This is a genomic window from Ligilactobacillus sp. LYQ60, from assembly GCF_045033015.1.
Classification (GTDB): Bacteria; Bacillota; Bacilli; order Lactobacillales; family Lactobacillaceae; genus Ligilactobacillus.
This window is the reverse complement of the sequence record NZ_JBJFZV010000005.1, coordinates 1-14,665: the sequence shown is the minus strand read 5'-3', so window position 1 is coordinate 14,665 and position 14,665 is coordinate 1. Positions and strand designations below refer to the sequence as shown.

Annotated in this window: 11 protein-coding genes; 1 reads left to right on the top strand and 10 read right to left on the bottom strand. The window is 47.5% G+C overall.

The window, feature by feature from the left end; genetic code table 11:
- Positions 1–29: 29 nt before the first annotated feature.
- The 10 genes from ACI3EZ_RS05530 to glpK form a co-directional block, all read right to left on the bottom strand.
- A complete protein-coding gene (locus tag ACI3EZ_RS05530; protein ID WP_405024692.1) occupies positions 30–1,388 on the bottom strand; it encodes an SLC45 family MFS transporter in 1,359 nt (452 codons plus the stop codon).
- 227 nt (positions 1,389–1,615) lie between these two features.
- Positions 1,616–2,632, bottom strand: coding sequence for a LacI family DNA-binding transcriptional regulator (locus tag ACI3EZ_RS05525; RefSeq protein ID WP_405025780.1), 1,017 nt, complete (start codon positions 2,630–2,632; stop codon positions 1,616–1,618).
- A gap of 29 nt (positions 2,633–2,661) precedes the next feature.
- The gene (locus ACI3EZ_RS05520; RefSeq protein WP_405025779.1) at positions 2,662–5,328 is read right to left on the bottom strand and encodes a YfhO family protein; all 2,667 of its coding nucleotides are present in this window, start codon (positions 5,326–5,328) and stop codon (positions 2,662–2,664) included.
- Between the two features lie 171 nt (positions 5,329–5,499).
- On the bottom strand, positions 5,500–5,991 hold the full coding sequence (locus ACI3EZ_RS05515) for a hypothetical protein (protein ID WP_405024695.1): 492 nt from the start codon (positions 5,989–5,991) through the stop codon (positions 5,500–5,502).
- Between the two features lie 78 nt (positions 5,992–6,069).
- Positions 6,070–6,549, bottom strand: coding sequence for a 23S rRNA (pseudouridine(1915)-N(3))-methyltransferase RlmH (rlmH, locus tag ACI3EZ_RS05510; protein ID WP_405025778.1), 480 nt, complete (start codon positions 6,547–6,549; stop codon positions 6,070–6,072).
- 311 nt (positions 6,550–6,860) lie between these two features.
- A complete protein-coding gene (locus ACI3EZ_RS05505) occupies positions 6,861–8,072 on the bottom strand; it encodes a S1C family serine protease (RefSeq protein WP_405025777.1) in 1,212 nt (403 codons plus the stop codon).
- 144 nt (positions 8,073–8,216) lie between these two features.
- A complete protein-coding gene (locus ACI3EZ_RS05500; protein WP_405025830.1) occupies positions 8,217–9,014 on the bottom strand; it encodes an MBL fold metallo-hydrolase in 798 nt (265 codons plus the stop codon).
- 968 nt (positions 9,015–9,982) lie between these two features.
- Positions 9,983–11,797, bottom strand: a complete 1,815-nt coding sequence (locus tag ACI3EZ_RS05495; RefSeq protein WP_405025776.1) for an FAD-dependent oxidoreductase — start codon at positions 11,795–11,797, stop codon at positions 9,983–9,985.
- Positions 11,798–11,853: 56 nt separating this feature from the next.
- A complete protein-coding gene (locus ACI3EZ_RS05490; RefSeq protein WP_405025775.1) occupies positions 11,854–12,579 on the bottom strand; it encodes an MIP/aquaporin family protein in 726 nt (241 codons plus the stop codon).
- Positions 12,580–12,581: 2 nt separating this feature from the next.
- Positions 12,582–14,105, bottom strand: coding sequence for a glycerol kinase GlpK (glpK, locus tag ACI3EZ_RS05485; RefSeq protein ID WP_405024701.1), 1,524 nt, complete (start codon positions 14,103–14,105; stop codon positions 12,582–12,584).
- A 343-nt stretch (positions 14,106–14,448) separates the two neighbouring features.
- Between glpK and ACI3EZ_RS05480 the strand changes: the two genes are divergently transcribed.
- On the top strand, positions 14,449–14,665 hold a 217-nt coding region (locus tag ACI3EZ_RS05480; RefSeq protein WP_405025569.1), incomplete at its 3' end, for a glycerophosphodiester phosphodiesterase family protein.

The window sequence follows — 14,665 nt, the reverse complement described above, 5'->3', positions numbered from 1 at the left end:
TCACCATTAAACTAATAACCTTAGCTTACTTATTCTTCAGGAGCGGCTTCTGCACTAGTTTCCTTAATCGTGTAAACCGCAACTGCCCCGAGCAGCATAACTACCCCAGACAGTAAGAACATCGTTGCCTGGTTATGTCCCAGCATCGGGAACAGGATAAAGCTAGCCAACGAAGCGATAATCTGCGGTAAGCAAATTGATCCGTTGAACAATCCCAGGTACGTTCCCATGTGTTTTCCTGATAATGCGTTTGTCACAATGGTCAACGGGTACGTGTTCATGGCAGCCCATGCAACCCCAGCCAACGTGTATGAAACAATCAAAAGCATCTTTGAATGGATAAAGAAGACTGATGCGAACCCAATTGCTCCGAGGACTAGACTTCCTGCGTAACCAATCCGGTGCCACGTGTTTGGTAATTTAGCCAAAACGTATGACCAAACAACAGCAGCAATTGACTGAACGGCGGCTAAAATTCCGTACCAGTTACCGGCAGCCTGGAACCCTTGGGATGAAACAACGGTTGTGTGCCAAACATTCAACGCAATGGCCCCGTTAGAGTACGTCCACAGGTACTGGAATGCAAACCAGCAGAAGAACTGAACAAGCGTGACCGTCCAGAATGCCTTCGGGGCCTTTTGCAGCAGGGTAAACATCCCAACCTTATCCTTGTTGTCTTCCTCACTGATTTGATGGTATTGAGCATACGTCTTCGGGTCGTATTCGTGCACCCGCATTACCGTAAAGAGACTCGTGATAATTAAAATTGCGGCCCCAATGTAGAACGAGAGCTTAACGGACATCGGCACAACACCCTTAGCCGCAGTATTGTGAACCCCCAACCACGTCAATACAAACGGGAAAATGGCAGCCAGCACAGCCCCAGTGTTTGATAAGAAACTCTGAATTCCGTAAGCGTAACTTTTCTGCTTATCATTAACCATGTCCCCAATCATCATCTTAAATGGTTGCATCGCAACGTTTGATGATAAGTCCATGAACGCCACGGTAACAGCAGCAAAAATCATTGCGGCCATAGAAGCGTATCCCAAACCAAGACTCCCTGAGTTTGGAAGCAAGCACATAACAACAACGGCAACAATCGCCCCTAATAACAGGTATGGCAACCGCCGGCCGCCAAGCTTAGGTGCCCAAGTCCGGTCAGAAAAGTACCCTACTAACGGCTGAACGATTAACCCAGCTAGCGGTGGAAGAATAAAGAACCATCCCAGGTTATTAGGGTTCGCCCCAATAGTCTGGAAAATCCGGCTCATCTGCGAACTTTGTAACGTGAAGGCCATTTGGACCCCAAGAAACCCGAAGTTAATCATCCAAATTGTACTTGGATTTAGGTTCGGAAGCCCCGCCTTCTGCTGTCCATTATTCATGAAAGCATCCTCCTTTAAAATCAAAACCAATATAATTGCAAAACGCTTACACCCATATTATAAGCGCTTTCTCAAACATCCGCAACCGGTTGCATTTACTTTTTACGTATTATCTTAGCGTTCTACCACATATTCTATTTAAATAAATAACAACCGGTTGCGTAAAACATATTAAAAACGGGCCACCCGGCATTCACGCCAAATAGCCTGTTCCTTATAAAATTAACCTAACCCCGTGAAGAGTTTCGCTCCACAATCTTATGCGGAACTATTACCATCGAGCTGTTTAATCCTAATTTTTGTTTTTCTTTTTCTGGACTATCCATTACCAGCACGGCTGCTTCGTTCCCGAGAAACCGGGGGAAAATCTCAACTGAAGTCATCGTTGGGTTAGCCGTCTCTGCAAAAACAGAGTTATTAAACCCAATCATCCCGTACTCGCGACTATCCCGGCGCAACGACTTCAGCATATTTTGAACGTGTAGCCCGGTAATATCATCGCACACCACAAACGCATCGACTTGTGGGTTCTGGTTAAGGAAATGCGCAAACGTCGTCTGATCGTGCGCGCGGTCTGTTTCAAGTTGAACCGCAACCGGCTCGCATCCCGCTGCCCGCATCGCTCGCTGATAGCCAAGGTAGCGATCGTTTTGCACAAACTCCTGTAAGTTAGTCGAAACGTAGGCAAGGTGCCGGTACCCCTTACGCATCAGAAAGGCCGTTGCATCGCTTCCAGCTGTAATATTGTCGTTATTCACGTACATCACGTGATCATGGCTTTGTGGCGGGGTTCCAATCACAACGTACCGGACGCCTGATTGCGCACTCACGTAATCCCGCACCGGATCGTTCGCCTGGGAATACGCAAAGATAAACTTCGTAATGCTCCCCTGTTTAATCATAATTTCGATGTTATGAATCAATTTATCAACCGTTGGCGCCGTTGCCACAGATACTAAATATGACCGGGAACTGCAAAACGCCTCGACTCCCTGAATCACCTGTACGAAAAACGGATCGTTTCCAACTGAGCTTTCACGGGGCGGAAAAATCACCCCAACAATATTCGCTTCACGGTTTGCCAAGTTTTGCGCCGCGAAGTTAGGCGAGTAATCTAATTCCTTCATCGCCGCCCAAATTCTTTCCTTTGTTGCCGCACTGATTAACCTGCTGTTATGCAAGGCCCGGGAGGCAGTTGACGGCGACACTCCCGCTAACCGTGCAACATCCTTAATGGTTACCATTTGCTGTCCCCCCAACTTAACGTCTTGTCCTATTCTAGCATACTGGTAGATTGCTTACGCTTTCTTGAAAAACGATGGTACCGACAGTAGGTCCACCCAGCAAGAGAACTCCATGCCAAAAGCGAAATCAATAATCCCACGTTAAGTAACGGTGGCCAAAACGATAACACAAGACGGTGTTTCCCCGGGGTAACCTTTAAGGCAACAAACGTCCCCAGGGCCTGGTGTACCGGCACTCGCTTGCCATCAACGTAAGCATGCCAGCCTTCGTTATACGGGATTGTTGTCATGATAACTGATTTATGGGCGGTAGTCGTGATTATTCCCCGCAGGTGAAGGCCCTTCACTGTCGCATCCTGAAGCCCATTGTGCTGAAGACCCTGAAGCCGCCGTTCCGCCTTTTTTACGTTAAGCCGGTAAATTTGTACGGAATCCAACGGGACGTTTTGGTTCCCCTGCGGCTGAATCGAAATAACCACTTTGTGCCCTTTCTGGCTAGCCCCCACACACTGTAGAAGTGGTTCCGTTAAGTTCCCAACTGCCGGAATTTGAACACCATTAATTAAAACGGTAGCTGTTCCTAACAGATTACTTCCCAGTTGAACGTAGTACGGATCATTTGTCTTTAAACGAAGCGTAATATTGTACGCTGCGCCTCCACTACTGTTATCCCCGTCAGGGGTAAGCAAACCATTTTTACCGCCCACCAATAAACTTTGCTGGAGAACGCCAGCATAACGAACGGGGATAAACAACCCATCAACTGGTTTGTTATCTAACCGTTGCATCACCGTCTCAATGTTCGTCGTTGCCGTCGCCTGATTCGGGCTAAACGGCTGCATGATTTGCTGACTAGCAGCAAACGCCATCGGGAGAACGTACGGGTTTTCATACCGCTCAACCATGCCGTTTTTCGCAACTATTCGGTATTGCTTAAAGTCTGGCCGGTAACTATCAGCCGGAAGGACTTGGGTTATCAGGTTATGGAACTGGTTCGCTGGTGCCAAGTAGTATTTAACCCCCAACAACGAATCTGTCACAATGTTTCCTTCCTGATAAACAACCTTTCCCGTGTAAGTCGGCTGCCCTAAATCATTCATAAAGTTAGTAACTGTTGCCCGTTGTGTTGAACTAAAATCAGAAACAGTTTTATAACCAAACTGGAAACTATTATTTTCCGAGCCATCATCGAAAGTCGTTTCTAAGCGGTATGGCTGATCATTATCAGTATAAAATGAACTGTTTTCTCCCATTATCTTAACAAACCGTTGGTACGTCTTAACTGGTTCCCACCCAAAGAACCTGATTGTCATGTATGCGTTCGCGCCAACCTGTACAATTGTTACCAGCAGCAATACTCTCAAAAGAGTCTTACGTTGCGCAGGAACAACGAACCGCATCAACAAGATTAACACAAGTGAACTCCCAACGAAGAATGCCGTTGTGATCATTTTGGGTTTATCCAAAAAGTCAAATTGCCGCAAGTTAAGCCAAACAATCCCCACGATTGCCCCAACAATGCCAAACCCTGTACCAATCTGCCACCCTTGAATATCACGGACGTGCATCAGTGCCCGGGCTGCCAAAAAGAGGAGCCAAAAACTAACTAGATAACTGAACCGGTAGGAATAGAATACGGGAGGCTGGAAAAGATGCCATGCTAAATCAAGCGGTGCATAACATACGGAAAACAGCATGAATGCCAAAATACACCCTGATGCAATCCGTTCCCGAATAGGGATTTGCTTCATTAGGAAGTACTCTACTACAAGGACAAGCAATAATGTTGGGATAAATAAATTTGGAATCCCCGCCTGAATTTGCGCGTCATTTAACGCCCCCATCATGAACTTACTAATCATATGCCATGGAGTATAGTCAAAATTTAACGGCAACTGCGTCACCATAAACTGTCCCTTACTTTGCGCAATATCCGCCTGCGTTGGTAACAGTAAAAAGGCTGTTAGGGCCCCGCTAAGAAGGCCACCGCCAACGTAGCGCAGTACTGCGTGACCAAATTCTTGCCAGCTAACCCACCGCTGAATTGCCAGCCAACAGAAGTATAGTACTGAGAAAAGAACCACCATGTAACCCATGTAAAAATTAACGAAAAACAGAGCCGCTAAAGCCAAAGAGAACGGTAATACCTTATGGTCGTCATAGATCCGTTCAAGTCCCCATAAGACGAATGGCAAGGCAATCAGAACATCAACCCACATTAGGTTCAATTCATTGGCAAGCGTCCAGCCCATCAGCGCGTATCCCAGCGTAAGCATAATCCGCCACGGAGCATCAACGTGGTGTTGCTGGTCAAGCCACGCTCCGAGCGCCATTGCTGCACACCCCTGCTTCAAGAGCATGACAATCATAATTCCAAGCGGCAATAAACGGTTGTTAAAAAATAGTAGTACCAGGTTAAACGGACTTAGTAGGTAGTAAGCCCACATGCCAATCGTTTCGCCGCCGAGTCCTTTTCCAAAGAAATACAAGAACTGCGTTGGGTGCAAAAACGTTGTTCGGAAAAATGCATAAAACTTAACGTATTGTTCCTGCATATCATACGTTAATAACGTATTGGGGCCGAACGGCGTCATCCGTAATGCGATCATACAAGTCAACATCACTACCACCGGCAAAATAAAATCAACGATTCGCGCTCGGTGGCGCCCTAAGAACTGCGTTATCTTTTCCCTCATTTATGCTTCCTCATTCATAGATTCCATGATTTTAAGTGCAAAAATCACGGTTGTAGATAAGTATAATTCATTTCACAGGACAAATTGTTAAAGAAACATGCTTTCCCGTTTCGTTATAAAAAGATTAACAACCCCAGGTTCTCCCAAGATTGTTAATCTTTTTCTCTTCGTTTACCTAACCCGTTCGTACCGGTTAACCACCGCACGTTTATTTCCTGAATACCCGAACCGGGCAAGCGGATTATCGCTGGCGTTCGCCCACGTGACGTAAGCCGCTTCGTTTTCCCACTCGTTAATCATCAGGTACTGGTAATTATGATCATCCTGTTCAAAAACCGCAGCTCCCTGTAACCCCACTGGCCGCTTAGCCGGATCATCCCACGTTGTTACAAGCGAATCAAACACCTTTCGTTCATCGTTATCAAGCGTTAAGTATCGAAATTCAATGTACCCCTGCCAATCCTGAAAATCGAGGGTTCGTAGTAACTGAAAATGGAGGTCCGTTGCAAAGACACTGTCTTTCCCGGACTGATCAACCAGTGCATACTTGGCGTGATCGTCCGCTTCCCGCAGCATAATCATCTTCCGGTCCGGGTGCGTCGTTCGAATATCCGTTAGGGTCTGCTTTGGTCCCAGCGCAATATTAAGCTTCCGTAGTGTCATTTTAACCGCTTCCTTTATTTTACTCGCTTTTATTATAACATTAATTCAAAAAAACGTTTCCACTATTCGGAGAAACAACTATTTATGATACGGCGCCCCGGCATTAATCATAAAGGCCCGATAAATCTGTTCTGCTAAAACCAGCCGCATCAGCTGGTGGGGAAGGGTAAACTTACCAAACGAAATAGCCGCATCCGCTCGCTTCATTACCACAGGACCCAATCCTAGCGAACCGCCAATTACAAAGGTAATGTCACTATGCCCATACGTCGTAAGGTCAGCTAGTTCACGGGCGAACTCCGGCGAAGTTCGCTCCTCACCCTCAATCGCCAACGCATAAACGTACTCGCGCGCCTTAATCTTCGCAAGGATTCGCGTCCCTTCAACCTCCTTTACGTGTTCCATTTCCGCTGCGCTAAGGCTTTCCGGAGCCTGCTCATCAGCCACCGTAACCACCTGAAACTTACAAAACCGCGAAAGCCGTTTCGCGTACTCCGCAACTCCCTGCTTAAGATACTTTTCTTTTAATTTTCCCACAACCACGACCTTAATATTCATGCTTTTACTCCTTTTCCACAAGTTATCCCCCATTTTTACTAATTATGCACCCCATACGAACGCATGTTTTGCACAAAATTATCCACTAAATCCCCAATTTCGGCTGTTTTTCGCTTTCAAGGAGGAGGCCTTAACACTACTTTTCCACATCATCCACAACCATTGGGGATAAATAACTGTGGTTTGCCCCATAATCCCCAGTTTATCCACAAAATCTGAGGATAAGTCTTAAAAACTGTGCTTCATTGGGGCATGTACCCCCCTTCTAAGTCAATTCAGCTTACTTTTTTATCCCCACACTGGGGATAACCCTAGTTGTGATTATCACTTTCAAGGGTTAATTTCACCGTCACCGTTTCGCGCTGCCCGTGGTGGTAGTACGTAACCGGAACCCGCGTTCCTAATTTGTGCTGATCCAGCACTTCCTGGAGGGTCGCAATGTCACTAGTTTTGGCATTTCCAATCTTAGTAATCACATCGCCGGATTTAATCCCTACTCCCTTTAATGGCGAATTATCCATAATTTTCATAACCACCACTCCTTTAGTGACATCATCCGGTAATTTAAGGGTCGCCTGTTGCTGGTTAATCGGAACACTGCTCAAATTAGCTGCTTCAATTCCCAAAGCTGGTCTGATTACCTTCCCGTGTGTGGTTAATTGGTTAATAATCGTCACCACTTCGTTACTCGGAATCGCAAAGCCCATTCCTTCCACCGGGGTGGCACTTCCGTTCCCCGTACTAGCCAGCTTCATAGAATTAATTCCCACAACTTGACCAGCCACGTTAATTAACGGACCTCCTGAATTTCCAGGGTTAATGGCCGCATCAGTTTGAATAACGGTCGCCTGGGCGGGTTGGCCGTTATCTTCATTTTTAACGGTCATAGTCCGTTTTTTCGCTGAAATGATTCCCTCCGTAAGCGAGGTGGCATACTTCGACCCGAGCGGCGACCCAATTGCTAGCGCCGGTTGCCCGACCTTAATGGCGTTTGAATCCGCAAACGTTGCTACCTGATGAACGTCTCGTCCGTTAATCTTTAAAACGGCTAAATCCGTCACGCCATCGGCCCCTACTACCTTTGCCGGAAGCTTCTTCCCGTTACTTAAAATTACGTTCACCTGCTTGGCGCCGTGAATTACGTGGTTATTAGTAACGATAAAAGCAGTCCCGTTGGCTTTCTTATAAATTACCCCAGAGCCTTCACTTTCCGTAGTCTCCTGAGCGCCGCCCAAAAGGGCCTGCAAGGTATCACTATTTCCCGAAGAATATGCCGTTACCGATACAACAGCTCCCTTTACCTTATTAAATGCGCGGGTAGTTTGCGTCGAAATGTTAACTTTCATCCGGGCCGTACGGGTCGTTCCTACCGCATTATCCGGCGTAACAGCTGAATTACTAAAGTGCTGATAGGCAGCAACCCCTCCCACGACCAGGCCGCTTCCCAAAAGTCCACCGACTAAGCCCGTTACAAAAATTTGCCGGACCGTTAACTTAACTGGTTCATCGTGCTTACTGGTCATTCGTAATCCTCCCTAAATAGTTTCCACCATTATAAATGGAAAATTTCCCAAAATGCACCCCATTTCACCGGGCTTAATAATATTATGAGGTTTTGTTCCTTACAAATAAAAACGGCGGGCCTATCCATTACGTTTATTGTTTTTTCAAATCACTGTTAATGGGGTAGCCTGATCAGGATCCGTATCCAACAGCGCGAAGTCCTGGTCAACCCCAAAATCATGCTGCTTCATCATCGTTGCCACGGTTAGGTGTGCAAGTTCCTTAACGTTGTTTTCCTTACTGCGGTGGCCCAAATAAACATGCTTTGTCCGATTTCCTATCACACTCATGAGGGCCATTGCCCCATCTGCATTTGATAGGTGTCCCGTATCACTTAGGATCCGCTGCTTCAGCGCCCACGGGTAGGTCCCCATCCGAAGCATTTCCGGATCATGATTACATTCAATTAAGTAACCATCCGCATCCCGAATTACCCCTGCAACCCGTTCAGAAACATATCCTGTATCCGTTACGATCGCAAAGCCGTGATCCCGGTGATGAACCTCATAAAACTGCGGAGCCGCCGCATCATGCGAAACCCCAAAGCTTTCCACATCAAGATCGCCTAACCCCAGCGTTGTTCCCATTTCAAAGGCATGCTTTTGCTCTTCTGGAACGGTGCCAATCTTAGTGGCCATTGCTCCCCACGTTGCGGTATTTGCATATACGTCTACCCCGTAACGTCGCGCAAGCACCCCCACGCCCCGGCAGTGATCCGTATGTTCGTGGGTCACAAAGATTCCATCTAGGTCATGGGGATCCCGATTAATCGATGCAAGAAGGGCCTCAATCCTCTTGCCTGATAATCCCGCATCAATTAATATCCGCTCACGGGGAGTCTCAACATAAGTAGCGTTTCCCGCACTCCCGCTTGCAAGAACACTAACTTTTAACTCGTCCATCACTTCCACGTAATCACCCCGCTTATCAATCCGTTCATAATCATAGCACGCTTTTCCCCCGCACAACCACGAATAAACCCGTATTCATTCGTGCCAAATAATTACAGTTCATTACTATTCCTTTTACCCCATTAACGTATTTCCTCAAACATTAGCAAACGATTACAATCGCACTAGAATACGGGGTTTAAGCTTGACGATAATGTTTTAATTAGATACACTTACGGTGTAACCTGTTAGATTACATGTACATCGTTTTCAATACAGCCCTTCCCAAGGGTCAGTATTATTTCTTTTATCTACAAGTAAAGCGAAACGCAGCTGTAACGGTTGCGTTTTTCTTTGCTTTTCTTCATAAAAGTCTGCATTACGGTTTCGACTGTGTTATTTAGTTATAAACACAACGGGTTCGTGGAATCCACCAGAATGAGGCTCCCGTAACTGTTGCTCTCATTTTTATGCCGATGATAGTTACCATTACGTGAATTGTATCCCACGAAATGGCTTCCGCCGCCACCAAGATTTCAACGAGCGAAAGCCACGCCGTCATGGTGCTGAATGCCGCGTTAGTCATTACCAGCGTTACTATTTTATTTACCTACCATTTTCACCTCGCCCGGCTAGTTCAAACCATTACCGCTTTTATGAAGCCATACCCCGGCTTAAATCCCCACTCTTCACGATTTATGCTATCTTTACATACGGCGGCTTGGAATCAGTTGGTGGGGTAGAGGATCCTCGTGACAAACCAAAAAAGCCCCCGAAAGAAGGGGGCGCCATGAAAAAACAAACAACCTCCCAATTCCCCACAACGAGAACGGTTAAAGTGGAGCTCCTCTTTAGAAACCCTCGTCCTGCTTGACGGCGGTAGTCTAGGATTAAAGCCATTGTGGAAACGAAACTAATTTTTGTACAAAAGAACGCGTGACAAGTAGTCACGCGCTCTTTTATTATCTTAAACTAACTAGCTATTCGTGCTTGCTAGCCCCGCTCACCGCATCAGTCGATTCACTTGTTTCCTGATTACCAGCATGAGCTTCAGCCTTCAAGTGTTTCAAATCTGATTCATCCAAAATTTCCTGAAGTTCTTCCCGATAGTTTGCCTCATCGGCATCACTCCATTCCAGGTAGTCCTTCATATAGGCAATCACCGGATCAATTAATCCGTCAAGACTGCTCCGCATAAACAGAACGTGATACGTCCGCCGAAGCAGATAGTCAACTGGCGTTAAGACCATCTCATTGTCTAAGGAGTACCGTAACGTAATTGTTTCGGCCAAACTTAATCCCGGTGCTGCCTCTAATTCGTCCGCTAAGGCATAAACCTGCGGAGCGTTTGATCCAAATTCACGGGCAATCCGGAGGGCATCATCGTGGCTCAGACCGTGCTGCTCGCCCTCCTTAGCAAACGCTTCGAGCGCCTCATCAACATGGTTAGAGTCAAAGTCACCCCCGGAAACCCGTAATTCCTTGGAGTCAACGAGTGTAAATTGTTCACCAAACCGTTTATCAAGAACATCCTGAATCATGTCCATGGCACCAGCGGCCATTAAACGGTAGTCGGTCAACTTCCCGCCGGCCAGGGTAATAAGTCCATCATCTGCCATCGTTAGGGAACTTCCACGGGAAACCGCTGATGGTGCGGAAGCATCCGGTGCCTTACTTGCTCCTGATACGGCATCTGGTTCGTCCTCATCTTCTTCACCTGCTGGCGCCCCTAACAATGGCCGTAACCCAGCCCAACTCGATTCAATATCATCAATTGTTAAGTGGGCTGTTGGGTACTTCTTGTTAATAATCCCCAGCAAGTATTCCACGTCGCTCATTTCTACGTGCGGTTCTTCGTAATCCCCCTTGTAGTCGGTGTCCGTCGTTCCAAAGTAGGTCTTTCCTTCCCGCGGGATAGTGAAAATCATCCGGCCATCATCCGTTCCGGAACCGAAATATGTCGGTTGCGGAACCTGCAAGCGGGACTGGTCAACCACAAAGTGAACTCCCTTTGTCGGCCGCATCTGTGGGGCATCATGGAGATCGTGATCGATACCCTTAACCTTGTCAGACCATGGCCCAGCCGCATTAAGAATAACCTTCGCCTTAATTTCAAAACGGAACCCGTCAATCATGTCCTGCGCGGAAACACCGTTAACGGTACCATCCTCATCATGGAGAATCTCATTTGCCTTAACCCGGGACAACATGATTCCTCCCTTATCGGCAGCTGCCTTAATGTTTTCCACTACCAGCCGCGAGTCATTGTTCTGATAATCCAAGTAAACCCCGGCACCGACCAACTTATCAGCATTCAGCTGTGGTTCCCGCTTAAGCACCTCATCCTTGGTCAACGTATAGTTGGCAAACCGCTTTAAGTGTTCATTTTCATTAATTCCAGCAAGGTGATCGTACAAATCCATAGCCACCTTGCACTCAAACATTGTGAACGTTGTCCCCGGCTCATCATAAATCGGCAGGATCATCGGGTCCGGGTACGTACAGTGCGGCGCAATGTGCTGTACTACTGCCCGTTCCTTAACGGTGTCGGAAACCACCTGCACGTCAAACGTCTTCAGGTACCGGATCCCCCCGTGAACTAACCGTGTTGACCGCGAAGACGTTCCACCACCAAAGTCTTGCATTTCAACCAGACCAACCTTCATACCGGTTGCAGCAGCCTGAAGCGCAACCCCGGCACCGGTAATCCCCCCACCGATGATCAATAGGTCCAGCTCCTCACCATTTGCCAACCGCTGAATGTCCTTCTTCCGTGTCTTACTTGAAAATGCCATTGAAAAGACCCCTCTTCTATTCCTTTTAAATTAAATCCACTTTTCCTCAAACAATACTACTTTACAAAGTTCACCGCCTGCAAAATAAACTGTAACCCCGCAGCGATGATTCCGCCTGCTAGCGGGCCAAGCATCGGGACCCACGCATACTCCCAGTGGGCACTCGACTTTCCCGGAATCGGTAAGATAGTGTACGCTAGCCGCGGCGCCCAATCACGCGCTGGATTTAACGCGAATCCGGTGGTAGAACCAAGGCTCAGCCCGATTACCATAATCAAAAGTCCAACAATCGCTGGCTTTAATCCGGTCGTAAATGTTCCCAGGTTTAACAGCGCAAAGATGAACACACCCGTAGCGATTACTTCACTAAGAAAATTAAACACTGGATTCTTGATTGCCGGCATTGTCGCGAAAATGTTCACAACGTTGCCCTCTTCTGCTCCGTGGGAAGCCTTAAAGTGCGGGTAATACTGAATAATGACTAACACCGCGCCCATGAAGGCACCGAGAAACTGCCCTGCAAGGTACGGCAATACCTGACTCCACGGGAAGTAACCAAATAAAGCAAAGCCGATGGTTACCGCCGGATTTAAGTGTCCCTGCGAACCGAGCATCCCAGCCACATACACCCCAAAGGTAACTGCCATCCCCCAGGACAAACAGATAAATGTCCAGTTTTGCTTGGTAGCGTAAGTTTGCTTAAGATTGGTAGCTGCACAGCAACCTACTCCCAAAACAATCAGAACTAACGTTCCAAAAAATTCACCGATAAATCCGCTCATGGCTATTCTCCTTTACCGTCTTTTTGAGGCACAAATGCCAGCGTCGCCTGAACGGCGTTTTTCCACCCAGCATACAGGCGGTCCCGTTCAGCATCGCCCATCTGCGGTTCAAACCGGGTCCCCGCAGCGTTTAACGTCTTAAGTTCATCCATGTCCTTCCAAAAACCAACTTCCAATCCAGCTAAGAAGGCAACTCCCAAGGCCGTGGTTTCAAGGTCAGCAGCACGGACAATCGGAACATTCAAAATGTCTGCCTGGAACTGCATCAAGGCGTTATTCCGGGCGGCTCCCCCGTCAACCCGCAGTGCTGGAATGGCAATTCCAGAATCCTTCACCATCGTATCAACCAGGTCGCGGGTTTGGTAAGCCAACGACTGCAGCGTCGCCTTTACAAAGTCAGCCCGCGTAGTCCCCCGGGTCAATCCGAAAATGGCCCCCCGGGCATCAGAGTTCCAATATGGTGCTCCCAAGCCAGTAAAGGCCGGCACAACGTATACTTCGTTATCATTATGGGAATCGTTAGCAAGATCTTCTGATTCCGCGGCATTGCTAATCATTTCCAGCCCGTCACGGAGCCACTGGATGGCAGACCCCGCCACAAAGACCGATCCTTCCAAAGCGTAATTGACCTTACCATTGATTCCATAGGCAATATCCGTCACCAAGTTGTTCTTGGAAAGCTGCGGTTTTTCTCCGATGTTCATCAGGGTAAAGGCCCCAGTCCCGTAGGTATTCTTCACCATCCCCTTATCAAAAGCCAGCTGACCGAACAAAGCCGCCTGCTGGTCCCCGGCTAACCCACAAATTGGAGCGTTGTAACCGTAGAAATGGTAATCCTTGGTGTATCCGTATACCTCAGAGTTACTCCGCACTTCCGGTAACATTTGTTCGGGGATGTTCAACATCTTAAGGATGTTCTTTTCCCATTCCAGGGTATGGATATTAAATAACATCGTCCGCCCGGCGTTCGTGTAGTCCGTAACATGAGCATCGCCACCTGTTAGTTTCCACACAATCCAGGTTTCAATTGTTCCAAAAAGAAGTTCCCCCTTCTCAGCTCGTTCCTGGGCACCCGGAACGTGATCTAAAATCCACCGGATCTTGGTAGCGGAGAAATACGGGTCAATTCGCAATCCTGTCTTTTCGTAAATCTCATCGCTATGCCCGTCCGCAATCAGCTGGTTAGCAATTTCTTCGGTTTGCCGCGATTGCCAAACAATCGCGTGGTAAATCGGCAGCCCCGTCTTCTTATCCCAAATAATGGTCGTCTCCCGCTGATTAGTTACCCCAATCCCGGCAACCTGATCCGGGCGGATGCCTGACTTAATCAGGGCGTTGGCAATTGTGGATTGCACCGCATTCCAAATTTCGTTAGCATCGTGCTCCACCCATCCCGGCTGCGGGAAATACTGCTTAAATTCCCGTTGACTATCTGCGACTTTCTTACCGTCATGGTCAAACAAAATTGCCCGGGTACTCGTGGTCCCCTCATCAATCGCCAAAATGTACTTTTGCTGTTGATTCATCAACCTCGCCTCCTTATGATCGCTTTGTGATAACGCTTACACAAATCATTGTAACATCGGTTTTTTAGTTTGCAAATCCCCAAATTCACAAATCGTGTTGCTTTCACTAAAATGCTCCCCTCGCCCGTTTAGCTCAGAACTAACCGGGACTTCTCCGGAAAACTTTCGGATGACATTTACTATATTTATGATATTCTATACCTGTAAGCGATTTCACTAAAAGCAGTGCTTGTTTCCATTAGGGAAATTTCGTGAAATCCGTTCACTTTCCGGGGCAGTGGGAAGTAATTTCATATGAAAGAAGGTGTGCATTTCGGTTTCTGCCACCCGGAATGCAGTATTGATGGCTAGTCCACGTAACATTTTAGCCCACCGGGGAATGTCAACTTTAGCCCCTGAAAACACCATGCCAGCCTTTGAGCTGTTGACTAAGTACGGGGTACGGTGGCTTGAAACCGATTTAGGCATTACCAAGGATGAACACGTCGTGGTGTTGCACGATGACTACCTTGACCGGACAACTTCGGGAAGCGGGCCGTTAACGGACATCATGTTCAATG